The 23,932-nt window shown below is 59.9% G+C and carries 25 protein-coding genes and 1 pseudogene; 9 read left to right on the top strand and 17 right to left on the bottom strand.

Translation table 11 applies throughout. The features are described 5' to 3' along the window. The first annotated feature begins 2 nt into the window (after positions 1-2). The 3 genes from NKI10_RS01745 to NKI10_RS01735 all read left to right on the top strand — a co-directional run bounded on the left by NKI10_RS01745 (position 3) and on the right by NKI10_RS01735 (position 1,461). Positions 3-851, top strand: coding sequence for a class I SAM-dependent methyltransferase (locus NKI10_RS01745; protein ID WP_352858206.1), 849 nt, complete (start codon positions 3-5; stop codon positions 849-851). Beyond that, positions 763-1,143, top strand: a complete 381-nt coding sequence (locus NKI10_RS30895; RefSeq protein WP_502897530.1) for a hypothetical protein — start codon at positions 763-765, stop codon at positions 1,141-1,143. Before NKI10_RS01745 ends, NKI10_RS30895 begins: the two co-directional genes overlap by 89 nt. A 123-nt stretch (positions 1,144-1,266) precedes the next feature. Further along, complete coding sequence (locus NKI10_RS01735; protein ID WP_352858200.1) at positions 1,267-1,461, top strand: hypothetical protein; 195 nt, start codon at positions 1,267-1,269, stop codon at positions 1,459-1,461. Here the strand turns inward: NKI10_RS01735 and NKI10_RS01730 are convergent, their stop codons facing one another. The 5 genes from NKI10_RS01730 to NKI10_RS01710 all read right to left on the bottom strand — a co-directional run bounded on the left by NKI10_RS01730 (position 1,462) and on the right by NKI10_RS01710 (position 7,396). Next, positions 1,462-2,025 carry a sigma-70 family RNA polymerase sigma factor gene (locus NKI10_RS01730; protein WP_023667968.1) on the bottom strand — a complete coding sequence of 188 codons (564 nt, stop codon included), beginning with the start codon at positions 2,023-2,025 and terminating at the stop codon, positions 1,462-1,464. It lies immediately after the preceding gene. Between the two features lie 626 nt (positions 2,026-2,651). Then, on the bottom strand, positions 2,652-3,623 hold the full coding sequence (locus NKI10_RS01725) for an amino acid ABC transporter permease (protein WP_352858197.1): 972 nt from the start codon (positions 3,621-3,623) through the stop codon (positions 2,652-2,654). Positions 3,624-3,642: 19 nt separating this feature from the next. Further along, positions 3,643-4,923: an NAD(P)/FAD-dependent oxidoreductase gene (locus NKI10_RS01720; protein ID WP_352858195.1), complete on the bottom strand. Its 1,281-nt coding sequence runs from the start codon at positions 4,921-4,923 to the stop codon at positions 3,643-3,645. Between the two features lie 145 nt (positions 4,924-5,068). After that, entirely contained in the window at positions 5,069-5,896 is an 828-nt protein-coding gene (locus NKI10_RS01715) for a transporter substrate-binding domain-containing protein (protein WP_023736090.1), read from the bottom strand. A gap of 297 nt (positions 5,897-6,193) precedes the next feature. Then, the gene (locus NKI10_RS01710) at positions 6,194-7,396 is read right to left on the bottom strand and encodes an MFS transporter (RefSeq protein WP_023687782.1); all 1,203 of its coding nucleotides are present in this window, start codon (positions 7,394-7,396) and stop codon (positions 6,194-6,196) included. A 176-nt stretch (positions 7,397-7,572) separates the two neighbouring features. Between NKI10_RS01710 and NKI10_RS01705 the strand changes: the two genes are divergently transcribed. The 4 genes from NKI10_RS01705 to NKI10_RS01690 all read left to right on the top strand — a co-directional run bounded on the left by NKI10_RS01705 (position 7,573) and on the right by NKI10_RS01690 (position 10,745). Next, the gene (locus tag NKI10_RS01705; RefSeq protein ID WP_031199539.1) at positions 7,573-8,484 is read left to right on the top strand and encodes a LysR family transcriptional regulator; all 912 of its coding nucleotides are present in this window, start codon (positions 7,573-7,575) and stop codon (positions 8,482-8,484) included. 289 nt (positions 8,485-8,773) lie between these two features. After that, positions 8,774-8,977 (top strand): hypothetical protein, encoded by a 204-nt coding sequence (locus NKI10_RS01700; protein ID WP_023741853.1) that lies wholly within the window; start codon positions 8,774-8,776, stop codon positions 8,975-8,977. 224 nt (positions 8,978-9,201) lie between these two features. After that, positions 9,202-9,456, top strand: a complete 255-nt coding sequence (locus NKI10_RS01695; RefSeq protein WP_023699977.1) for a hypothetical protein — start codon at positions 9,202-9,204, stop codon at positions 9,454-9,456. Positions 9,457-9,770: 314 nt separating this feature from the next. Next, the gene (locus NKI10_RS01690) at positions 9,771-10,745 is read left to right on the top strand and encodes a L,D-transpeptidase family protein (RefSeq protein ID WP_352858192.1); all 975 of its coding nucleotides are present in this window, start codon (positions 9,771-9,773) and stop codon (positions 10,743-10,745) included. An 86-nt stretch (positions 10,746-10,831) separates the two neighbouring features. On the opposite strand, the gene NKI10_RS01685 is transcribed toward NKI10_RS01690, so the two are convergent. The 6 genes from NKI10_RS01685 to NKI10_RS01660 all read right to left on the bottom strand — a co-directional run bounded on the left by NKI10_RS01685 (position 10,832) and on the right by NKI10_RS01660 (position 18,176). Further along, positions 10,832-12,877 (bottom strand): CHASE2 domain-containing protein, encoded by a 2,046-nt coding sequence (locus NKI10_RS01685; RefSeq protein WP_352858189.1) that lies wholly within the window; start codon positions 12,875-12,877, stop codon positions 10,832-10,834. 15 nt (positions 12,878-12,892) lie between these two features. Further along, complete coding sequence (locus tag NKI10_RS01680; RefSeq protein WP_352858187.1) at positions 12,893-13,717, bottom strand: FecR family protein; 825 nt, start codon at positions 13,715-13,717, stop codon at positions 12,893-12,895. After that, on the bottom strand, positions 13,714-14,931 hold the full coding sequence (locus NKI10_RS01675) for a tetratricopeptide repeat protein (RefSeq protein ID WP_352858185.1): 1,218 nt from the start codon (positions 14,929-14,931) through the stop codon (positions 13,714-13,716). Before NKI10_RS01675 ends, NKI10_RS01680 begins: the two co-directional genes overlap by 4 nt. Before the next feature lie 539 nt (positions 14,932-15,470). Next, on the bottom strand, positions 15,471-16,658 hold the full coding sequence (locus tag NKI10_RS01670; protein ID WP_352858182.1) for a magnesium transporter: 1,188 nt from the start codon (positions 16,656-16,658) through the stop codon (positions 15,471-15,473). A 503-nt stretch (positions 16,659-17,161) separates the two neighbouring features. Beyond that, positions 17,162-17,878, bottom strand: coding sequence for a pentapeptide repeat-containing protein (locus NKI10_RS01665; protein WP_352858179.1), 717 nt, complete (start codon positions 17,876-17,878; stop codon positions 17,162-17,164). Positions 17,879-17,972: 94 nt separating this feature from the next. Continuing rightward, a complete protein-coding gene (locus tag NKI10_RS01660; protein WP_352858176.1) occupies positions 17,973-18,176 on the bottom strand; it encodes a hypothetical protein in 204 nt (67 codons plus the stop codon). Positions 18,177-19,079: 903 nt separating this feature from the next. Here NKI10_RS01660 and NKI10_RS30890 point away from each other — a divergent pair. Then, positions 19,080-19,453 (top strand): annotated as a pseudogene (locus NKI10_RS30890) (sunset domain-containing protein). Here NKI10_RS30890 and NKI10_RS01655 read toward each other — a convergent pair. From NKI10_RS01655 to NKI10_RS01640, 4 genes are all read right to left on the bottom strand, one after another. Continuing rightward, complete coding sequence (locus NKI10_RS01655) at positions 19,381-19,557, bottom strand: hypothetical protein (protein WP_352858174.1); 177 nt, start codon at positions 19,555-19,557, stop codon at positions 19,381-19,383. The pseudogene NKI10_RS30890 and the gene NKI10_RS01655 overlap by 73 nt on opposite strands. 1,172 nt (positions 19,558-20,729) lie before the next feature. Continuing rightward, positions 20,730-20,975, bottom strand: coding sequence for a hypothetical protein (locus NKI10_RS01650; protein WP_352658269.1), 246 nt, complete (start codon positions 20,973-20,975; stop codon positions 20,730-20,732). A gap of 100 nt (positions 20,976-21,075) precedes the next feature. Continuing rightward, the gene (locus NKI10_RS01645; protein ID WP_245274378.1) at positions 21,076-21,225 is read right to left on the bottom strand and encodes a hypothetical protein; all 150 of its coding nucleotides are present in this window, start codon (positions 21,223-21,225) and stop codon (positions 21,076-21,078) included. 68 nt (positions 21,226-21,293) lie between these two features. Beyond that, positions 21,294-21,590 (bottom strand): ATP-dependent DNA ligase, encoded by a 297-nt coding sequence (locus NKI10_RS01640; protein WP_023681052.1) that lies wholly within the window; start codon positions 21,588-21,590, stop codon positions 21,294-21,296. Between the two features lie 152 nt (positions 21,591-21,742). Here NKI10_RS01640 and NKI10_RS01635 point away from each other — a divergent pair, with 152 nt between their 5' ends. After that, positions 21,743-22,282, top strand: a complete 540-nt coding sequence (locus NKI10_RS01635) for a response regulator (RefSeq protein WP_245270919.1) — start codon at positions 21,743-21,745, stop codon at positions 22,280-22,282. A 1,076-nt stretch (positions 22,283-23,358) separates the two neighbouring features. Here NKI10_RS01635 and NKI10_RS01630 read toward each other — a convergent pair. Both NKI10_RS01630 and NKI10_RS01625 read right to left on the bottom strand, forming a co-directional pair. Beyond that, positions 23,359-23,586 carry an aminotransferase class I/II-fold pyridoxal phosphate-dependent enzyme gene (locus NKI10_RS01630; RefSeq protein ID WP_084013534.1) on the bottom strand — a complete coding sequence of 76 codons (228 nt, stop codon included), beginning with the start codon at positions 23,584-23,586 and terminating at the stop codon, positions 23,359-23,361. 14 nt (positions 23,587-23,600) lie between these two features. After that, on the bottom strand, positions 23,601-23,888 hold the full coding sequence (locus tag NKI10_RS01625; protein WP_081725365.1) for an aminotransferase class I/II-fold pyridoxal phosphate-dependent enzyme: 288 nt from the start codon (positions 23,886-23,888) through the stop codon (positions 23,601-23,603). Positions 23,889-23,932 lie beyond the last annotated feature (44 nt).

Here is a 23,932-nt window from a genome sequence, read left to right as displayed (position 1 = left end):
GTGTGGCCGATGGTGCCTGCGCCGAAGCTGTTCTCGTCAGGCTGGCGCTTCACCTGCCGCCCACAATTGAAGCGGCGGAATTGGCGGAGGTCGTGCTGAAAGTCCGTCCGGCGGATACCGGCGATGCTGAAAGACTGCGAAAGGTCGCTGGACTGCTGCGCCACAAACCGGGCGTCCTTGCCACTTTGCGAGCGACAGGCGGCGCCGTTCGGCATGAACGCGGTAACGGCGAGACGGATATCGCCGTGGTCAGGAGGCTGGCCTCGAGTTTTGATGCCGCGGCAGCAATTTCGACCGCGGCAAGTGTCCAGTTAGGATCCCTTGGCGATGACGAGCGGCTGACAGCCATGACCGACGAAATCGTTGAATGGCTCGAGGCGCGAGAATTCACCGGAATTCAACGGGACATTCTCGACATCGGTTGCGGCATCGGACGTTTCGAGCGCGCGCTGTCCAATTCCTTCAAGCGGATGGTCGGCATCGACATATCATCGCGGATGATCTCTATCGCCTCCGAGCAATGCGCAGCGCTCAGCAATGTCGAACTGCGCCAAACCTCCGGTCTCGATCTGGCCGACTTCGACGACGACAGTTTCGATTGCGTGTTGGCGGTCGACAGCTTTCCCTACCTGGTTTTAGCCGGCATGGCTGAGCGGCTTTTCGATGAAATTGCGCGCGTTCTCAAACGGCCGGGCCGGCTCGCATTGCTGAACTATTCTTATCGCGGATCGCTTTCTTTGGACCGGGCCGACATCGGCCGTCTTGCGCAAGCTCACCAATTGCGGGTCGTCATCGACGGCGAGAAGCCGTTTCGGTCATGGGATGGCGACGCCTTCTTGCTTGCTGGGTGAGACGGAACATTACAGCGCGATGCCGGTTCGGGCGTCGGCACCGATCGGTGTCCTGGATTCGAAGGAGGAGATCATGGCATCCGGCGGCAAAAAGCATTTCGGCCAAGGCAGCCAAGGCAAAGGTGCCGGCGCCGGCGCAATGACCACCTTGGACAAGGACAAGATCGAGGAAAACGCGGTTTTGTCCAACCGCGACACGAAGCAACATGGCCGAGAGCGCGGGCTGGACGGCAATCGAATCAAGTCCGATCAATTTCAGGATCACGCCGCAAACCGGTTGCTGAAGGACTGACGCCACCGCGCCGCGTCTTGCCGCGGCACGGAGGAAAAACTGTGCAAGGGCCGCCGGTGAGCCTCTCGGCGGTCGACAACGCCTTGTAGTGTCGAGCGCTCATCACCAGACTTGGATCTAGGGATGCTATCAAGAGAACGTGATGTCTCTTCGAGCGACGATACCACGGATCTGCTTGTCGAGATGGCAGTGGATCGGGAGATTGCTTCCCTGCTGGCCGCCATAGAGCAGGAAGAGATACCAGACCGCCTATCCAAGCTGGCGATCGAATTGCAAAATGCTCTCGTCGAGAAGCGTCGGCGAGACGTGAAGAGCTGATTATCTGCGGCTGTCGACCTCTATATCGAGCTGACCATCCGACAGCTGATTTCGCCTTTCTATCAATGTCTGCAACGAGCTCTCCCCGAGTAGCTCAAGGATGTTGGCGCGGGCACGGTTCAGCCGGCTCTTGACCGTCCCTACCGCGCAGCCGCAGATTTCGGCCGTTTCCTCGTAGCCCACTCCTAAGACGCCAATCAGCATCAGCACCTCGCGCTGATGTTCGGGCAGCTTTTGGATGGCGCCGTGAACTTCCTTGCTCTGAACGGTCCATTCCTGGGTAGCTTCCGAAATCGGTCTTGAAGACGCGCAGTCGAGAAGGCCTGGCGCTTCCCGTGCAGCGATCTTGATCCGGGTGTAGTAGGTGTTGCGCATGATGGTGAAGAGCCACGACTTCATGCGTGTACCGGGTTCGAACTTGTCGATGTTGGCGAGCCCTTTGGTCAACGTTTCCTGCACCAGATCGTCGGCATCGTCTGGAACGCGGCAGAAGGTGCGCGCGAAAGCCCGCAGGGCAGGTATCAGATCAACGATGGAAACGTCATTGGTTTGTTGGTCGGCCAAGAGATAGCCTCCGGATGACAATGGTCCAGCTCCCAGAAGAAAGAGTGAATGAACGAAGCCAGAGCTAAATGCATGGAAGTTTGGTTCGTTCCCGCCGTTGGAAACAACTCTTCGAAAATTCCATCGGGCGCGAACGCGCCGACTACGGTCTTCCCCCAAACACGCCCACTTCAAGGGAACGAAACACCATGCCGAGCTTTATTCCCGGGAAGCGACGCCGGTGCGTTTGGCTGTGCAGGGCAGGGACCCAGTCGTGCGGCTGGTAACGCGCAAACCACTGCCTGGCAAACGTATTGGCGAACCACGTGGCGAACTCGGCTACCATCGATACATAGCGATAATGGTTGGCCCGGAGGATATGTTAAAGTCCTTGATTTTATCGATTTGTTGGCGCGGGTGAAATCCAGCAATCGGTCGAAGTTGCCGGGCAGTCGGCCAACGAACATGCTCGTCCAGCACTTGCTCTATTCTGCCCTCCGATCAGGCTAAGCCGATGAAATACCGGGTTGATTCACCCTTGACGGCGTCGCCGAACGGCGTGCTGTGGCGTACAATCTGCAGCTGCTCTCCGAAGCTGGCTGTTGCGGTGCTGTGCAACTCGCTTTGGCGAAAATCACGGATGACGATCAGCGCTTGAGTGAGCGCCCGAACCGGTCTTCGATCCGCGACTGCAGGAACTCGAGCCCCATCGAGAGCAGCCAATAGATCATCGAGGCGGTGATGAGCATCTCGATGTGGCGGAACTCGGTCTGGCCCTGCGTGCGTGCGAGATACATGATCTCCCAGACCCCGACCACCGAGACCAGCGAAGAATCCTTCAGCATCGCGATGAACTGGTTGCCGGTCGGCGGCACGATGACCCGCATCGCCTGCGGCAGGATGACCAGGAACATCGTCTGGTTAGCGCTAAGGCCGAGTGCCGTAGCACCCTCGGTCTGGCCGCGCGAGATGCTTTCGATGCCGGCCCGGAAGATCTCGGTCATGTACGCGCCGTAGCAGAGCGACAGCGCCATGATACCGGCCGGCACGGCGCCGATCACGTAGCCAATCTGCGGCAGGCCGAGATAGATGATGTAGATCTGCATCAGCAACGGCAAGCCACGAAACAGAGAGGTATAGAAGGTCGCCAAGCCATAGACCACGCCATTGCGGGAAAGTTTGGCGATGGCGCCAACGAAGGCGATGAGGGTGGCAATGGCGATCGAAACGGCCGAAATGTAGAGGGTCGTCACCACACCCTTCGAGACGAGGAAGCCGATCTTCTTGGCGATGAACGCGAAGGACAAGTCGAAGGAATAGAAAAACAACATTAGCAACACGAACAGCTCTATCCAGACTGCCACAATCTGCTGTTTGCGGCTGAGATACCGCAGCGCGTTCCAGTTCGCCACCAAGATCAATGCGATCAGCACCGCCGAGACCGCCCGCCCGACGTCCGGGTTGGCGGCGAGCCACTCGACGGACCACGGAACGAGCTTGCCGAGCCAACTGGCTTTGATGCCGAGCCCATACAGGCCGGCGGCGATGGCGGCGAGCACGAAGAACACGCCAACGCGGCGCGCCGCGTCCGGGTGGTTGAGCAATAGTCGGCCGATCACGTCTTCGATCTCCCTGCGGTCAGCGGGCCCGCTCGCGCCACCAATCCTGCGCCTGCAGCTTCCAGTAGGTGAGTTGCGCAACCGCAAGTCCAGCCGGGCCGCCCGCCCAGGCAAGGCCGAATGGTGCGAACAGCCGGTAGTGGTCCGATTGTCCCAGTATGGCTTCGGCGATCAACTTGCCGGCGATCGCCGTGGTGTTGATGCCATGGCCACCAAAAGCCGTGAGGTACCAGACGCCCGGCTGCAACGGGCCTATCTGGGGCATCATGTGTCGGGCATAAGACATGAGCCCGGACCAGGCGAGTTCGGTCTTGAGGTGTTCGAGCTGCGGATAAGTGGTGACCATCTCACGGCGCAATTGCCTCGCCAACACGCCCGATGAGGCTGCCCGGGTGGTGATGCGCCCTCCCCAGAGCAGCCGCCTGCCGTCTTCGACAACGCGGTAATAATCGCCTGCGCGACGGTTATCGCCGACGGCGTCGGTCGTCGTAATCGCCTTGGCGATGAGGTCAGGCGCCTCCTCGCTCACCATAACGTAAGTGGCGATAGGCAGGAATGCCCGCTGCAGCCGGCCGACCAGTGGCCCCGTATATCCGCCGGTGGCAACCACGGCCTGGCGGGCGCGCACTTCGCCGCCGTCGGTACGCAAGATCTTTTCGGCGCCGTCAAGGTTGGCTTCAACGGCAGCCGTTCTCTCGTATATCCTGCCGCCCAGCCGCTCGATCTCGCCAGCAACGGCGCGCAGATAGTTAAGCGGATGCATGTGGAAGGCGCTGGGATCGCGCAATCCTTGGTGGTAGCGATCGGAATGCAGCACCGCTCGCACCCGGTCGCGATCGAGATAGTCGAGCCGATAGTCGAAATCCCGCGCCAGTTGCTCTGCATATGCCTTGAGCGCGGCGCCGCCATCGTGGCGAAGCACGCTCAATATACCGGAGCGCGGCTCTGCCGCCTTGATGTCGAGATCGCGGATCGTCTGCCGCACGAAGTCGACGCCTTCGATGGACAGGCGGTGCAGTTTTTGTGCCGCGTCGACGCCGGCCATCGCGGCGATGTGGTCGGTGCCGGTGGCGAAACCGGGATTGACGAAGCCGCCATTGCGACCGGAAGCGCCGAAGCCTATCCGCTGCGCCTCAAGCACGACGACCTGCTGGCCGGCGCGAGCCAGCTGCAACGCCGTCGTCAGGCCGGCCAGTCCGCCGCCGACAACGACTGTCTCGCACTCGGAAACGCCGCTCAGCGGCGGTCTGATGGTGTTGTCAGCAAGCGTGCGTCGGTAATAGGTGTCAGGACATGTCATGATCAATACGATGAGGTGGCGGCACTAGAGCATTTTGCAGGCAGGCGGAGCCGCCCGGTGTCGTGGAAATGCGGCTGAAACAAAAACAGATGGAGCGGGATGTTCAATTGAATGCATCCCGCTCACGCTTTATCCACGACGCTCCTCAGTCGGCGCTGTAATCCTTGCCGTACCACTTGGTGGTCAGTTTCGCGAGGGTACCGTCCTTCTTCATCTCGTCGAGAATGCCGCCGATCTTGGCATTCCACTCGGCATCACCTTTTTCCGCGATCACCACCAGCGGCTCACGGAAGGCATAGCCGCCTTCCAGGACACGCAACGGGTAGCCGTTCTTTATCGCGTTCTGAGCCGTCTGTTCTGGTGCGATGACCGCGTTGAGGCGCACGCCGTCGCCGAGCCTCAAATCGTCGAACGGCAGCATTGAGTCGGCGAAAGTCCTTATCTCACCGGGCTCCAGCTTGTATTCGATGGGCGGCAGGCCGGGAGCATCGATCTCGAGTTGTCTGCGGATGAAATCCTCCGACGTGGTGGCGGTCTCGACGCCGATGATCTTACCGTTCAGGTCGGCGACCGATTTGGCCGGGCTGTCCTTGTGAACCACGTAAACGTAGGGGCTATAATAATAGATACCTTCGAAATCGATCACCTTGGCCCGCGCTTTGGTCGGCGTCACCGAGCCGACACCCAGATCGTAGCGTCCCTGCCAATGGCCGCCCGTCATCGTCGCCCAGTCCGGCGTGTCGAAACTGACCTCGACACCGAGGCGCCTTGCGATCTCTTTCGAGACGTCGATGTCGAAGCCGACCAACTGATTGCTGTCGTCGAGGAAACTCTGCGGCGGCCAACCGCTGTTTGTGGCGACCACCATTGCCTTCTTCGAGGTAACCCGGTCGATGGTTTCACCCGCCGACGCCGCAGACGCGAACGCGAGCGTGGTAGTGGCCAAGGCCAGCCACGCGATCAATTTCCTCACTTGAACCTCCCTCTTCATCGTTATTCAGACATGCTTCCCAGAGCGCGCTCCCGTAGAGAAATAGCAATTGAGAGCGCGGCATGAGATCGATCTCATATCAGCACACATATCGACGAGGGGATCAAGTCCTTTTTCAAGTAGCCAGTTGTCCTCCGGGGGCGCAAAGCATCGGCACCCGCACGGTGCGGCGGAACCCGCGTTTGATGTGACGCGCGTGACTTTCAAGACAGAGGAAACGAAGATCTACTTCAACCTATCACATCATTGTCGGATGGGCGGCACAGGATGGCTTGCTGTCTACGAGTTTCCGATGTTCCGGTTAAGCATGGGTGCGCGGCACACCGGCAGCAGCACCAGCAGGATGATGGCGGAGTCGACCCAGAGGACCCTGTTCACGCCCATCGTGTCGACGATCTGACTGGTCGCTAGGGTACCCACGGAGATGGCAAGATTGAAAGTGAAGCAGTAGATGGCCGTCGCGGTCTCCGCGCTTTCTGGTGCTGCACTCAGCACCCACGTCTGCAGCGTGATGGGCGCCGCGCCATACGCGAAGCCCCACACCAGCAGCAGGATGGTTCCTGTGAGCGGCGTGACCCCGAGCAACGGGAAGAGAGCCAGCGTGGCGCCGAGCCCAATGACGATGCAGGCCAATGTGCGACCGACGGATTTGGCGGCCCAGACGCCTGCGACGGCGTTGCCAATCATTCCGAGAATGCCATACCCCAACAGTAACCAACCTATGCTCCCTGCAGTGACGCCCGAGACCTCCAGCAACACCGGGCTCACGAAAGTGTAGGCACCGTAGTGGGCAGCCACCAGCAGTGCGGTCGCAACCACGCCCGACAGGAGGGCGGGATTGCGCAATTGCGCACGCAGGGCTTTCACCTCCACAGGCTGCGCCGCCTCCAGCTTCGGAAGCACAAGCAGGGCGGCGAGCAGTATGGCAAAGCTCAGGCCGGCGAGAGACCAGAACGCGCCGCGCCAGCCGACTAGATCACCGATGATCGTGCCGGCCGGCACGCCCAGCACCGCAGCGGCACTTACACCGCCGAAGACAATAGTCATGGCGCGCGGCACGGAGGGTCCAGGAACAAGGCGTACTGCGATGCTCCCGGCTATCGCCCAAAAGCCACCGATGGTGATCCCGACGAGCAGCCTGGACGCAAGCAGAACGGGAAAGTTCGTTGCGAGCGCTGAAATCACGCTCGCCGCAGCCATTACCGCGAGCAGGCCCGCCATCAGAATACGCCGGTCGAGCCTCCCCACTGCCAACGGCAAACCGATAGAAGCGAACGCCGCAATTACGCCGGGTATCGTCACCGTGAGACCGCCACTCCCAATAGAGACATTCAACTCGGAAGAAATTGCCGGAATCAGCCCCACAGGGAGTTGCTCCGCAGTGATCATCGAAAAAATACCCAGCGATACGGTGAGCACGGAGAGCCACATGCGAACAGTGGCTCCCTGTTTCTCCTGAAGGGCTGCTTTGGTCAGAGACATGATCACCTCCAGCCCGCGAGAAGGCACTCGACGCCGACGTTTCGGGCAAATGTTAGAGAGACGGATCGGGCAATTGATCCCGGCCTGGCTTCAGATAATCTGTCCACTGTGGATTGATAATCGAGGGAAATATGGATGGTGAACTCACGAAACGTGAATGAAAGAGGTGATTGCAGTTGGACCGGCTGACCAGCATGACCGTGTTTGCCAACGTCGTCGGTGAAGGCAGCTTCGCTGGAGCGGCCAAGCGGATGCGACTATCGCCAGCGGCCGTGAGCAAGCATGTCCAAATGCTGGAAGAGTGGCTTGGCGCACGCCTTCTCAACCGGACGACCCGGCGCATCAGCCTGACAGAGGTCGGCGCCTCCGTCTACGAGCGCAGTCTGCGCATAATCGAGGATGTCGAGGAAGTTCGTACGAGCGCGGCCGAGAGCAAGACACGTCCGACCGGCTCACTGCGTGTCAGCGCGCCGATCTCCTTCGGCGCGATGCACCTTGGGAGAGTCGTTGCAGAATATCTCGCGGTCTATCCGGAGGTGTCGGTTGAGTTGGTGTTGGACGACCGTGTGGTTGATATCGTGGAAGAGGGCTTGGATGTCGCGGTACGCATCGCTCCACTCACGGTTTCCAATCTGGTTGCTCGCCGAATCGCGCCCTCACGCGAGGTGGTCTGCGCTTCGCGCGACTATCTGGACAGACGCGGGCGTCCCACAAAGCCGTCGGATCTCCACGACCATGATTGTCTGGACTACGCGTTGCGCGCCAGCCGCGGAAAATGGCGGTTCGACGGACCAAAGGGGGAAGTGGCGGTAAAAATCACTGCACGGATGACGGCAACGAACGGGCAGCTCCTGCGCGATGCGGCGCTGGGTGGAGCAGGCATAGTACTTTGCCCCACTTTCCTTGTTGGAGAAGCCATTCGTTCGGGCCAACTGGAGACAGTGATGCCCCAGTTCAAGCCGGTAAGCCGGTCGATCTACGCGATGTACCCGTCAAGAAGGCATCTTTCCGCCAAAGTTCAAAGCTTCGTGACGCTTCTCGCCGCCCACTTCGGTGAGAACCCACCTTGGGACAACTTTGGACCATGACGACTGGAATGTTGAGCCCAGAGGCCGCGCGCACTTGCACGGCCTTACTGTGCATGGGACCAGCACCCAGGGCCAAGGGGCGGTGCATATCGAGCCGTCCAGCACCTTTTCGAGACTGAAGCATCCGCTATTTGCCGACGGTCAGTCGCTGAGGCTCAATCCACCGCCCATCCTAAGCGCCGCCACAGCGCAAGTTGTAGCATCTGCGGTGTCTCTGGTTCTCTGCGGCCACCGGCGGAACGGGTTGTAAGCAGGCGCGTTCCTCCAGCGTCAAGCTTGGAGAACATACATGGATGACGAGCTGCGCCTGAAGTTACAAGAGCTGAGCCAAAGCATGCAAACGCGAGCGGCCGAACTTTCGACGCTCGGCGGCAACGCAGACATAAGTACGCTGATGTCGGGGATCGCCGTCGCTCTGGAGGCGCTACTGGTGATTGCCGAAGAGATGAAAACGCCACGTTCCGGCCCTTCGGTCCTGCCCGACGCTACATGAACATCTCCGATCGCTTGGGAGAGGCTCCAGAGCGAGAGCGCCTACCGCTGACCAGCAAATCGCTCGCCGAGGAACTGGCTTTAATCCACATTCCGGGTTGGAGAGTGGAGAGCGCAATCTACTCGGTGGAGTACTCCAGGTGGGGTGAGCGTCGGCAGAAATGGATTTTGCACTCGACGATGCCTTTTGGGTAATCGAGGACGGCCTTAGGACGGAGGACCACGATGGCTTGGATGGCCGCAATTTGCCCGATTACAGATGAGCAGGCGCTCGTTAATTCGGAGACAGTTGGTGACATCCGGGAGTTTCGCTGTCCGAGTTGCGGCGACTTCAAAATCACGAACTCGGCCACCGCGATGTTCAAAGGCCTATCGGCAGAACAGAAGTTGGAGCGCTTCGAATACGCTAGAGCAATCGCGGGCGACAACGCGATCACAGTGACGACGGAACATGGATCTATCGATACCGAAGATCAATAGAATACCCGCCCGACGAGCCGGTTCCCAGCGCATCTCCTCACTTGCTGCCCTGAGACCATTTGACTGCCGGTCCAGGTAGTGGGCAGTTTGAAGGTAGAAGCTCACGTCAACATGGCCAGACCATTTTTACACTGCCAATCTGCGCGGCCAGCAACGCCTCTCGTGAGGGGCAAGTCACGGGCATCGAACGTCTCGGACCGGTCGGCAGCGTAAGGCAGGTTGCCTAGGATCCTCCTACCGGCGAATGGAACCAGATCTGCCACAGCGCGTCATAGAAGCAGATCAGGTGCGATTTAACGCAAGGAGTGACATCGATGATCAGGCTCCTTCTCCTCCTCGCCATTGCACTCGCCTTCGCATGCGGCGGGACGGAGGCGGCCAAGCTGGACCTAGCCGCGGTAAATCAGGCGCAATTCTCCGCCGGCGATCCGAAAGGGCTCGATCCTGCCGTGCTGAAGGCGCAAATTTTTTTGGATCGTGCGCGCTTCTCACCGGGGCTCATCGACGGCCGCCTTGGAGAGAACTTCGCCAAGGCGGTCAAGGCCTTCCAGGCGTCGAACGGACTGGCCCCAGATGGCAAGCTCACCCAGGCGACCTGGGACAAGCTGATGGCAACCTCCACCAGCCCAGCTCTGATCACCTATGAACTGACCCGCAAAGATGTACGCGGCCCCTTCACCAAACGCATTCCGGGGCGCATGGAGAGGATGGCTCGCCTGAGAAGGCTTGGCTATCACGACTCGATCGAGAAGCTGGCGGAGCGCTTCCATGTGAGCGAACCATTGCTCAGGAGGCTAAACCCAGGCACCGGATTCAGGAAAGCTGGAACCACGCTGCTGGTACCAGATGTTGGCCGGGGTGAACCTCCCGCCACCATTGCCGGCGTCGAAGTCGACAAAGGCGCTCATCAGGTGCGCGTGCTCGACCCCTCCAATAAAGCGCTTGCCGTCTACCCTGCGTCGATCGGGAGCGACGAGAAGCCGGCACCAAGTGGGCAGGCAGAGATCCAAAGGGTGGTGCACAACCCGACCTATCACTACGATCCCGATTTTGCATTCAAGGGAGTCAAAACCAAGCGGCCCTTCACCATTGCTGCCGGCCCTAACAATCCCGTGGGATCAATCTGGATCGACCTCTCCATCGAAAGCTACGGCATTCACGGCACGCCCGAACCCGGCAAGATCGGGAAGACCTTCTCTCACGGCTGCATCAGGCTCACGAACTGGGATGCCGAGGACCTCGCCTCGATGGTCCAAAAACATATGAAGGTGACTTTCAAGGACGAGTGACGCAAGCCGTCGCATCCCTCGATGGTCGCCGAAACAAGATGTCCGTCTGTGCCCGTGACAATCGCATCCTGCGACCCGTTGGCCGATCAGCGCGTGCTTCGGGTTCGGGGTGCAACATCAAGCGGCGCCATTTGCACGGATGGCAGCGAACCAACCACCATGGCGGGGGCGCCAGATTGCTCACCACGTTGGCTCTCTACTTCGCGGCTCATACCTTGTTGAGCAGCTTGCATCTCCGGAACGGTGAAAACCGGCACCTCGCCCTTGAAACCCTGGAGCTCAAAGGCGCCCGCCTGGACGACCGGCATCGATGCTGCTGCCGCAAAGCCGGGTCCAAGCACCAGGGGGATGCCCAGCTTCTTGGTCGTCGATTCGAGCCGTGCCGCGCGGTTCACGGGGGAGCCGATCGCGGTGTAATCGAAGCGCCGTTCGGAGCCGAAATTGCCTACCGAGCAGATGCCGGTCTCGATGGCGACGCCGATTTCGATGGAGCGATGGCCATCCGCGGTGAAGGCGGAGTCTTCGCGCCTTACCCGCTCGATAAGGGCAAGGCCCGCGTCGAGCGCACGCTCACGATGATCGGGTTGATCTAGCGGTGCGTTCCAGAAGGCCAGCACCGCATCGCCCATGAACTTGTCGATGGTGCCGTCGCGCTTGAGGATCTCATCGGTCGCAATGCCGAGGAAATGGTTGACCACCTTGGCGATCTCTTGGGTGTCGAGCTGTTCGCTCATGGTCGTGAAGCCACGTATGTCGCTGATCAAAATTGTGATCTCGCGCTTCTCGCCGGACAGGATTGCCTCGGTGTCCGAGCTTGCGAGGCGCTGCACCACGGAGGGCGACAGATATTGGGAGAACTGTCGCGTCAGGGTGGACCGGCGCTGCTCGCTGCGCCTGTAGAGGACATAGCCTTCGAAGCCCGCAACCATGATGGTTGCAAGCGCCGGCTGCAGCGGGTCATAGAGTGCACCCTGCAGGCTGTACTCAAGAGCGCCGAACACGAACGGCGTGACGGCCAGCAGCGCCAGGGAGACGGCGCCAAGCACGACACGCCCGGCGAGCACTCCAGAAAGCCCGATGAAAACGACGGCACTGAGGAGAAACCAGAGCCGCTCGAGCATACGCGCGTGCGCTGGCTCTGCCAGGAATCGCCCGGCAAGCATCTGGCCGATCGCATCGGCGTGGATCTCCGCTCCTGGTCGCGCTGGACTCGTCGGCGTGGGCAGGTACTGCGTCAGGCCCACAGCCGACAGGTCGACAATGGCGATGGCGTCCCGCAGCCGCGGATCGCGATGGCCCGAAAGGATAGTGCTGGCAGACAGGCGAGGCGTGTCCGTGGCGGTTTCCCAGAGGCGGATGCTCCCCTCCGGCTCGAGCGGCACAATGGCGCCTGCCATCCTGAGTGCGTCGAACCCGGCTGCATTCATCCGGGCTGTGTAACCGTCCTGTCCAGCGTAAAGGCGCAGGAGCTCGAGTGCGAAAGACGGCCACAGCTGCGCGCGTTGAGGGGTGTTGCGAAGCCAGAGCAGCGGCACATGGCGCAGTACGCCGTCGGGATCGGGCAAGGTGCGAATCACGCCAAGGCCTGCGGCGGCGTTCGAGAATTCGGCAAGCGAGCCGGTAAGACCGGTGAAGCCGGGAAGTGTATCGGGTACTTGCCCGACGATCGACCAGCCGGCTTTGGGTTCTGCTTCTGAAACCGTCACTTCATTGCCCAGGCTGACGGCAAGCGCCGTTCGATTTTTGGACAGCGCCGCTGCCAGGCGCTTGTCTCCGGCGATGCCCTCAGGCGAGGTGTCAGCCTCGGGGAGTACCAGCGCAAGCCCGACCACCGCCGCGCCGGATTGCGTGATGCCATCGACCAGATCGGCCAAGAGGCCACGGTTCCAGGGCCATCGCCCATGTGCCTTGAGGCTGGCGTCGTCTATCGAGACGATCACGACAGGATTGCTCGTCGCCTGGCGTGGGGCGAGAAACTGATAGAAGTCGTACGTCCGCTCACGCAGGCGCGACAACGGCCCGTCAAAAGCCAAATGGCAAGCGAGCAGCAGGAGCACGACCACAAGGCCGGATATTTTGCGCCTGCCGGCTTGCCGCCAATCAGCCCAGCGCCTACCGACCGAGTGGCTCATCTCGTGCAGCCAGGCCTAATCGCAGTTGTAGTAGTAGCAGCAACCCTCACCCTCACACTCGCCCCGCCGCCCCCCGCTGCCCGCAGGTGGCGTTGGGCTGTCAGGGAATTCCATGACCACTCCTGGCAGTGCGCCGTCCCTGGACCCGCAGACTTTGAGCGAGGAGCCTAGAGCCGACGCACAAATTGCGCTTACGTCCAACCCAGGACCCGGTGCGCCCGGCAGGCCGGTTCCCGCTATCCGGTCGATACTGTCCAAGATCGGGAAGGCGTCGATGCCGCCGTAGCCGGCCAGAAGCTTGCCATCGTCCGACGTGCAGGCGTAGCCCGGGTTCGTGATGACCAGCCGTTTGCCATTGATCGTGCAGGTCATGCGGCCGGCGCGCAATATGCCGACGGTCTGGCCGGCTGCCACCAGCACTTCGATGATGCCGCCTCTCGCTCCGAGCACCATGTGCGGCGTCGCAACCTGCATGACGCCCCCTTTCGAAACCTGGCCGCCATAAAAACGGGCCAGGCCGCTGTTCATCCCGATGTCGATCTTTCCCGACCCGGAGCCCGGATTGTAGACGAACTCATCGATCGTCAGGCTGGTGTTTGGACCAATCTTGGCGCTCGATTCATCCCGGAACACCAGCATTCCGAGACCGGTGGGATTGCTGCGCAACCGGTCGCCGAGTTCGACGCCGGCGCCAACGTTCATCGTCCCGCCGTTATTGCGGACGATGATGGTCTGATAGGCTGTCATCGACCCGACCGTCTCAGCAGCGGATGGTGCCGCGAAGGCGAGGCAGGCGATAAAAACGACGATCTGATGATACCTCATCGCGGCCTCTTTCAATTGAGCGTCAACGTATAGCTCATGAGCATTTCGAACGATTTTCGGTCGCGGTTGGCGAGGGCGAAGTTGGTTTTGCGGTAGGCGAGATCGACGCTGATCTTCTGCGCTTCCGTCAGCTGAAAATCGCTTTCCGAGGCAATGCGCCAGAAGTCGCTCTTGATATTTGTGCCGATGCCGACGGACAGATCGGGAGTGTCGCTGTGGCCGGCCGATAAGGCGATCTGGTGCGACCATGCGAAAAAATCCGGTACGTTCATCAACAGGCCGCCATAGCGGACCTCGCCCGTATAGCTGCGGCTGATTTCGCCCGATCCGGAAGCGAAGTCATTCGAGCCGACAAAGCGCAAGCCGAGCGCCTGGCCATTGCGGAAGCGGTAGCTGCCGCCTGCCTCATAGAAGACCCTGCTATCCGCGAAAATGCCTTGCGAGGCGCTTAGATCGATGTAGCCGCCACCGGCGAAGAGCGTCGTCTCGACCGTCGGGCGAACGACGAAACGTCCACTGAGGCCGATACCGGTTTCGTAAATGTCGCTGTCGAAACGATCCGTAACGGTGAACGCGGAAAGCAGCAGGCGCAGCGAATCGATCCCGCTGTTGGGCAGTCCCTTGTCCCAGGTTATCGCTGCGTTGCCGTGGATAAAAGTCTTCTCGCCACCCGGAACCGACAGGTCTTCCGTGAAAAGACGCTCAGTCGCGGCCAACGACCCCGAAAGAACGAGCGCGTCGGCACTTGGCGTGCCGAGGTCCCACCGCACAAAACCTTCCGCCTGCCCGTAAGGCGAGACGAAGCTGTCGTCGTCCTGCGCCCCGCCTGGCTCAAAATCGGTGAATGCGCTGAATACGCCGCCGGTCAGGGCGAGTTCCCAGGTGACGCCACGCAACGCGCGCTCGATGCGGGCGAGCAGGCGAACAGCTTCCTGTTGCTCACTTGCGGTCAGACCTCCGACTTCGATGCCGTACTGCACCTGCCGCCGGGCCAATTCATAGGACCCTACATGATAATACAACCGGCTGGCCGCAAGCCGGGCGCGCGCATCGCGCGGGTATTGGATCAAATACTGCTCGATCGAGGAGATCGCCTGATCGTATTGCCCAGCATTGACCGCAACCGTGACGAATTGGGCGAGCGTTCCGTTGTCGGCCGGACTGGCGATGCGGGCCGCAAACGCATCGTCATAGGCCCCAAAAAGACCTTGTGCGCCGGCCGGCAACACGCCGGCACAAAGCAGCGCTGCGGCGAAGCCGAAGATCGTTCGAAACGAAGATTGCATGCCGAGAACCCACCCCAAACCCGACTAGTGCGAGAGATTTAGCACGACTGCAAGAAAAAGGCGACTGAACGGTCGCCGGACTTATGCGAGTCCTCAGCAGCTGTTGCAGCTGCGCAACAAGATATCGGGTTTATTCCTATTTCGGATGCGCTGATTGTCAAAAACTCTTCTCGACATTGCTGCACGTGATTGAAGTATTTGGCCCAAGGCTTAACAAACTCAAATCTCATCAGTAGTGGATCGCACAGCCGACAAGATTAATATTGGGTGGGCGATTCTGCGTATCTGGTCACCAGGCTTCAAGGTCACCCACGGCTTCTCCAAAGGCCTTCCGTCGCGTTTCGCAAGAGGCCGGAGAGCTGCCGGAAGGTGCTTCTCACGAGGCGTGTGCGATTCGGCCCGGGTCTTGCAATTTCTTTGAACGCGAGGTCAGCTCATTGCCTCAACGCCCAGGGACGCGTCACCGCACGCAGCTTGCTAGTCTAGAGCACGAGCATGGTTGCCAGCCCCAGCATCAGGCCCATGCCTACAATATCGGTCACGGTGGTGAGGAAGATCGCCGAGGCGACCGCCGGATCGGCGCCTACCCGGCGCAGGCCCAACGGGATCAGCACGCCGGAGATGCCGGACATGAGGCACGATCCGGACATGGCAAGCAGGATCACAAGTGCCAGCATCGGCGCCTGCGCCGCCGACGCCGGTTGCCTCGAGGCATAGAACCACATCGCCGCAGCCGCAACAACGCCGACGAGCGCGCCGTTGGCGGCCGCGAGCGCGCCTTCTCTCATCACCAAGTGCAGCTTCGGTCGTTTGTCCACATCCCCCAGGGCAAGGCCACGCAGCGTCATAGCCAGTGCCTGGCAGCCGGTGTTTCCGCTCTGCCCGGCCAAGACCGGGAGGAACGCCGCCAGGGCGACGATCTTCTCGATCGTGCCTGTGAACGAACTGACCACGAATGCGGCCATGAAGGCCGTCAGGAGATTCAACTGCAGCCAAGGATGACGCTTCAAGAAGGCTGAAAACAGCGGCGTAAAAGAGCGCTCCTCCTTCTGGACGCCTACCATCTGGCCAGACTGGGCGGAAATCTCGATGATTTGCTGCTCGAACAAGCGCCAGCCGCGAACCTGCCCGAGCAGCCGGTTCTCCGCATCCACCACCGGATAGACAGGATAGTGACGCCGTACCGCCGCCTTGCATGCGTTACTCAAAGAGAGACCGACATCAAGAGCGAACGGCCTGGGCAGCATGATGTGATCGACAACCGCGTCCGGTTCGCTCAGCATCAGATCGCGCAGGACCGCCAGGCCAACCAGTTTATTACCCTCGTCCGTGACGTAGAGATAAGTGAGCTCGGTCGGCACTTGGGCGCCTCTGACGGCTTCCACCGCGGCAGCAACCGTCGTCCCGACAGGAACGCTGGCGGGGATCGGGTCCATCACCTCGACGAGCGACTCGGGGATCGCGAAACCCATCTCACCGTCATGAGAGCTGATGGGCCGCATATGCACTGGCAAATGCTCGGCCACCTTACGGGCGTGCCCGTCAGGCAACAGCTTTAGTGTGTCGCGGATGAACTCGGGAGACTCTCTAGCGAGCAATTCAGCTGCGTCATCAGGTGCTCGAGCACGCAGCGTGCGCACCAACTTCTGAACGCCAGTCTCTTCGTTCATATGATATGGCCCCCCAATTGAAAGTGAAAAAGTTGTGAAGTATCGGATCGCACCGGGGCGGAAATACGACAGCTTCTTCCGGCCCCAGCAGTCCGCCTTGTGGTTCTCGCAAGCGCCGCCTGCACACTCCTAGCTTGAGAAGGCAAAGCAGACGTCTACATTTTGGGCGTGCCTTCGGTCAGGTCAGCATGGGAGTGTCCGCGCTACTTCCCTCGCTTTTCAATCTTTAGATTTGGGAGGTCGGGTCGCTTGGATACCACACCGGCCTCCTTCAAGGCTGTGTATCCAACCTTTTTGAGGAGCTTCTCTGTTTTGGCGCGCTCCTTGTCCAGAGCGGTATCACCTTTGACCTTGGGCATCCGTCCTCCATTTGGTCGTTGTCGTTCGCCGGTAAATGAGATTGCCGGAAATGTCCCGCAGTGTCGTGCTTTGACCCGCGGCCGAGGACTGAATTGAGGCGCTTTGCCGCCCGGCAGCCTTTGGGCGGGAAGCGGACGGGCGGGCTATTCCTGCTGGAATTGACAGGGCCAATCTTCTGGCCTCGTCATGCCAGAAGGCAACTCGGTCCGGGCGTCTCCACAAGCCATGTTGAGCTGCCACTGGGACAGACCCGCCGAATTGGATAGATCGAGGCCCTCGATACGGGTCAGAAAGAAAAAAGCGCCGTCAAAGTCTATCGGTGCGGTGAACTTCGCTCCTCGGAAATCCGCCCGCGCGAGATTGGCAAACGAAAAGTGGCTGCCGCTGATATCGGCGTCATGGAACTGTGCACGCCCCAATTCCGCCTTTGTGAAATCAACATTGACCAGATTGGCGTTCTGGAAATTCGAGCGCTGCACTTCCGCGCCCGTAAACACAGCGCCCTGCGCGTCCATCTGGCTGAAGTCGGTCCTGTACGCCTCGATTTTGTCGAACCGGGCGCCTTTGGCGGTCGAGCCGGCCAGGGAAGCGCGCACAAGCGTTGCCTTCTCAAAATTTGCCGCAAGGAGATTGCTGTTCCTGAGGTCGGTCGAAGTGAAATCAACACCGAACAGGTTTGCCCCGCTCAGGTCCTGTCCTTCCAGGATGAGAAGCTTTTTGTCACACTCCTGCCAATTGACGCCAGGCGTCGCGGCTGCGTAGCAATCCTGAGCGGCGGTGGCGTTTTGCCAAGCAAATACAGTGCAAACCGCCAGAACCAAGCCGGATCCGCCGTAAGCTCTGGTTCGTCTCAAAGTCATTGTTGCTGGACCCCTCTGCTACTCGCCGACAATCAACCTTACCACATCTGCTGACACTCGAGCCACGGTAACGACCGCCGTCACAGTTTGCGCATCAACGAACCGCCGATAGCCAGCAGCAGCTTGCGAAATTATCGAGAGGTGGGGAAAGGCTTTGACGGTAGAGTGCTTTTTCGCGGATGCGCATGAGCGCCTCAAGTGCACGAACGAGGAGCGTGAGCAGCGCCTGGAGGAGCGTCTGACGCTCGCGAAGGAAATGACGGGGAGCGTAGATCCGTTGGATTTCATAGTTCGCCAAGCCGTTTCTCTCGTATTCTCTCGTATGGTCTGGCGAACCAAAGGACCAAGAAGACAACTAGTTTCATGCGAGCTGTATTTGACCATGGTAATATGAGCGCTGCCGCATTTGGCCGGAAGCTGACTGGCCGCTTCTGGCGCAAAAACGATAACGGACGTTTAACCTGGTCTGGTTCAAGCACCGTTGTCGGGTTCAAATCGCGTGACCACGCCAATGGTACTCCAGTATGGCGCTTCGGAACCTCCAGGTTGCGGGGCCTTGTGATCGCAAGTAAACAGTCGCGGAATTTGGTCACACGAAATGGCCAATCACCGGTTTCGAACGTCCGCAATTCGTGGCGTGAACGATATATTGCACACCTACGGGACCTTACTGACCGATGCCGGCCTGCTCGCCTGTAGGCTGGCGAGGAGCGGCCTGGGGAGTCTCTGGGCCGGCGTCGGTCACCGCTGGCTACGCTGTTGCCTGCGGAAGCTGACAGTCATTGTGATGAGGGCAATTTGCCCACCATCGTCGTCAAACTGCGCGGCGCCGTGAATGACCTACTGCATTCCGCGGAGGGAATTCACGTCGGCGCAGAACTCGGCGTAGGGCTTGCTCATTGCCGCGTCATTGCATTCGCGCAAGATCATTTCGCGCATGGCCTTAGGCTTGGCCATGAAGACCGCCTCCCGGCCTGGTCGGGCGGAGCCGGCGACTTTTTTTGTTCGCCGAAATCGTCAAGCACGCCCCTGCTGGGGCGAAGCTTTCTAAAGCACGTCCGACCACATATTTTAGGAGGGCGCCACCAACGCTCTACCAATCACGGTTCGGAACACTGCCGAAATAACCGTTAGTCGGCGCTAATGTTTCGGTCTGGACTCGCTACCGCTTTGGAAGCATTCTGCACTCGGGGGAGAGGGCGTGGGCAAAGTCCAGCGTCATCAAGGTGCGGATCAGGCCGACCGCTGGCGCAAGAACGCAAAGGGGCGGTGGATGTGGCGACGGCAATATCTGCCGGCGCTGGTGATGGTTCCCTGACCGGTTTTCAAAGTGAACCCAAGCTCTCGACAAGCTCGTCGGGCTCATCCCAGCTGGCTGGCTGAGTGGCACCCGCACGGCCGGCGCGGGGAGCTGCGATATCAAGGGCAACATTTCCACCAGTACCGACGAGCGATTTATCACGTTCCAGGGCAGGAGCATTACTGCCAGACGACGATCAGTTTCAGTACAGCGAGCGCTGGCTGTGCAGCGAGGCAGAGGCATGGGCCGCCGGCTGGCGCAAAGCAAGGCGGTAGCGCGGTAGCCACCACCATGTGCAGGCCCACCAGCCCGTCATCATGGTCCGAACCTGATCGCACCCGCCGACCTTGGTCTCAATGTCGTTGATTGGCACTGCCACGCGGCTTTCCTTCATTCGCATGGTTCGCAGACATTAGCATTATCGCATACTCTCATCATCCGGCGTCGTCTCCCTCACAAAGCAGCGCCGGTAAGGCTCGGCGCCCTTCTTGTTTGTCCCATGTGCCAAAGGAGGTCGCCGGGCCTGCCGTTGCTCATCTTTGCGGGTTGCTCCTGATGGCTCCGCTTGGCGCCGTGGCCCTGCGTCTTCCTTCGGGTTAGGCCGGCGAGGCGCTTGTCAGACGGCCTGGCATGTAGGATTATGGGCCTCGTTGCGGCGACGCCCTCAATGGAGAGCGCCAATGGCCAAAACAAACCTTCAACAAACCTTCCGAACAGCTTTCCCGGGCTGAAATCGAGCGCTTCCTGGCGGCAGCCGAAGCGCTGCACAAGAGCATCGTCGGGCCGCTCCTGGCGTACCACAGGGAGCACTGCCAAGCTCTACCTGAGGCCCATGGACCCCTGTTGAAGTCGATTGAGACGGTCACCGGCCAGAAGGCGCAGTTCATCCGCTGGAACGGGACAGGACCGGCACAGCCCCGGAGAAGCCTCCGGGCTGGTTCTCCTCGCGCAACTCTCGCGCCGCATCACCTCTAAGAGCAGTTCGAAGACGCTTTCGATTTCGCCGTTGATTTGGTCGGCAGGGATGCCAGGCTTCTCGGCCGCCGTCGTCAATTGGTCTGCTAAGTCGCTGGCGGCGATCGGATCGCCCCGCGTCACAATCGCGGCGCGGAGGGGTTTTATTAGCTCCCCCTCATCTTGACGCCGGTGCCGGCTGCTCCAAAGTCTTGGGCATGGCTCGGGGAAGTATCAAAGTTGGCGACGAGGTCGCAGTCACGGCGATTGTGCGCGGCCGGGTGACGCCCGATCGCATAAGCGTGACGATCCCCTCCTACGACTTCCCGCATTCTGTTGTCGATTCGACTTCGAAGGCTGTAATTGGCCAGCATATGGAATTGATCGGCCCTGTCACACGCATCGACGGGGGACAAGGTAACCGTCAGCCTCCGGCCATTGGTGACTGTCGACGCCGAGCACGTGCGCCTGGTCGAAAGCCACGTGGCGCTTCCGCGAGCGCGAAAAAGGCCGCTCGTTGACAAAGTTTAACTTGCCTGCCCACCCAAGGAACGGCCAGTGAAACTTTACCCATCACATCGGCTCTGGTCGCCTCCGCTAGCTGCCGGCGCGTTGCGATATCGGCGCAGTAGACGGGTCGGCATTTTCCGAACTTTCCGACATCTCGTCGCGATGACGTTGGCGAAGGCGCTTCAGCAGATCGCGTGAGGCTTGGATCGCCCTGCGCGATTGATCCATGTTCTGGCGAAACGTGGCGCGTTCCTCCATGGACTTCTGCCACTTCAGCAAGGTGGCCGTAGTCGCAGTGGCCGCTTGAGCGGTTTCTATGGGCGTTGCAACCATCGCATTCTCCCTAAAAAGGCAATGGTAAACGCAATCTTTATAGGCCCAACGAAAGCCTTCTCCAATCAAAAACGACCGTACAGATTCATACGCCAAATGGCTATTCGTCGGGGCGCTCGACGGCGGCTTCGTCGACCTCGGCTTCCATCTCGTCGTTGACGGTTTTGGTCTTGCCAAAACCGTCCATCGCCACACCGTCAAAACCCTGCAGCCACCCGTCGGCATGTTCCTGCCAGTAATGGCACCTCACGCTCCTTGCCATCCTTGCGCGCTTGGGCGCCGTACATCCAAGCGTAGGTGGCGCGCTCCTGATCTTTCTTAGGCATGGCCATTTGCATCATCCTCCCGGAAATCCAGCAGCCTTGCGTGCCGCAGCTTCTCTTCGCCTTTGAGGGTCTTGACCCAGCCAACCAGTCCGGGCTTCAGCCACTCGGCCTTGTCCTTTTTATGCCCCTTCGGGACCGGGCGGCCAACCTTGCCCTGGACGCGATCCCAAAGCGCTTGCCGCTCATCGGCATTGAAGTTGACGAGTGCGCCGCCTTTGTAGAGGCCCTTTTCAGCCATGATCACCTGGGTAGCTTTGCCGCGCTCGCGCTGTGCACCGATGATTTGCATTTCCTTTTCCTCAAAGCACTTGATCTTGCGCCAAGCGCTCGTTTGCCGCTGCGATATGACTGCCCTTGAGCTTCGAGACCATGCCTTCTAGCCCGTCTCGTCGACCAGGTGGCAAACGGCGTCACCAGTGCGGCATCGCTCCGCTGAATTGAATGCGCCCGCCGGCAGGGATCATTTCGTGCAGGATCTCGCCGCGATCTTCGGTCGGCATCCCCGCGCAGGTCATGATGCGTGGAACCCTGCCGGTTGCTGACCGTTCTCCGTCAATGGAAGCCCCGAACCAACAGAGCCAAACGATCCTCGTGGTTGACGGCGACGTCATCGCCCGATGCGTCATCGCGGACTATCTCCGCCACTGTGGCTACAGGGTGATTGAGGCCCATTTCGCACGTGAGGCGCAACAAGCGTTGAACTATGCGGAGTTCGGTGTCGACACCGTCTTGTGTGACGTTGACCTGCCGGGCAACATGAACGGGTTCCAATTGTCGAAGTGGGTTCGCGAGAACAAGCCCGAGGTCAAAATAGTGCTTTCTGCCGCAGTAGAACGAACTGCGATCGCGGCGGGCGACCTTTGTCAGGAAGGCCCGCACCTTGCGAAGCCGTATGAGCCGGCCAACGTAGTGGACCATATCAGGCGACTGCAGCGTGTTTGGAGCTTACGATCCAGGAACCCTGGTGCAAAGCGCAATTGATCTCTGTCCAGACGCCGAGAGGCTCGTCTGCATACCAATGGTGATTTAGCCCTGCGAACTGGACGCCGCTCAAAGGAAGAACGGCGTATAAGCCGCAGTCCTGCGTGCGGCCGCAACAGTGGACGGTTGTCCCGCGCAGGACGGAGGAAATTCGCCCTCCTGCCGCGGGCGGTGAACGGGATACCGTAGGAGCGTCAGCATAGCGCCGGCCACAGGACGGGACGCGGCACCGACTGTCCCCGTCCGGTAGTCCGCATGTTTTGGTCGAAGCCGACCGGCTGAGATCGTGCGCATTTTGGTTCTCGACGGTACGGCCGCTGATCGGCGATGATGCGAGGACCGAGTTGCCCGGAAGAAATCGATCTGGTCTTGCACCTTTTTTGCTTCCTCATTCGCGGGGCAGCTTGTGATTTTCCAGCCTGACAGACCCTCCCCTGTCTATAAGAAATTTCCCGACGCATGAGCGCACGTCCAACACAGTGCGGACTCCAATGCTCACCGGCAGCGCGAGAATGGTAACCACCTATTTTGAGGGGAGCGCCACGTGCGTAATCAACGATGCAGGCGCTGCCAACCTCGGCATCCCCGGGAATAGCAGGCTTATAAATGAATATATCGTTGATCAACGCTATCGCCGCAGCCGCCGGGAGATGGACAGACCGCGTTCCAGCTAGGGGGATCGATGTTCCAGGCTAAAGGCATTGGCATGCCCGAATTAGAAAAAAGACCTGAATCCCGTAAAGCAGCAACAAAATGCCGAAAGCTATCCAGAAGCCGGGTCGCGTAAGCAATGCCAGATCTTTTCTTAGCTGCTCCATTCACATCAACTAACATGGCCAAGCGTCGTTCCCGTCCGCTGGGGACAAATTTCAACTAAGCTGATAGGCTTCGTCCCATAATGGCCGCGCCACTGCGGATCGAGACACCTCAGCGCCCCGCATGAGCACGCGCAACTCGATCGGAGGCGCAAGGAGAAAGTTCGGAACGGTTCCAAGAACCCCAAGCAAATTGAGCGCCGCAGCGGACGATAAGGTTCACGCATATCCCGGCGAACATCCGCACAGCAATGGTCAACATCAACGGCAGAAGGGCGTCCGAAAAGAAACGCATCTCTGCGTCACCGCCTCATCGAGAGTCACCGCTGCGGCATCTTGAATAAAGGTCGGCGATCCGAAGAGCATGCATTGCGCAAGATTTTCTAAATGACCTGATGCCGAGACCGGCCCAAGCGTCCACCCTAGCCTCCAGCCGGTCATTGCATGAGACTTCGACAGGCTGTTCACAATTATCGTCCGCTCTCTCATTCCGGGAATGGATGCTATTGAGGGAACTCGCCGTCGAACACTGTGCTGCGGTAAACCTCATCGCTGATGATCCATAGATTGTGCCGCTCGGCAAATGTGGCAATTGTTTCCAGATCGTCCCTGCCGAACTCATATCCGCCGGGATTGTTTGGGGAATTCAGCAAGATCGCCCGCGTTCGATCTCCTACCGCTGCACTGAGAATATCCTCGGATGCCTTCCGCCGCGCATTTTGCAGCGATAGTTTGACGGGTCGGACCACTGCTCCACCGGCGCGTATTGCCGCTTCGTATGTAGATACCAAGGCTCAAGGCAAAGCACCTCGTCGCCAGCTCCGGCAACGGAAGC

The sequence above is a fragment of the Mesorhizobium sp. M0802 genome (assembly GCF_040320115.1).
GTDB lineage: Bacteria > Pseudomonadota > Alphaproteobacteria > Rhizobiales > Rhizobiaceae > Mesorhizobium.
Note: the sequence above shows the minus strand (reverse complement) of the source record. Positions and strands in the feature narration are given on the sequence as shown.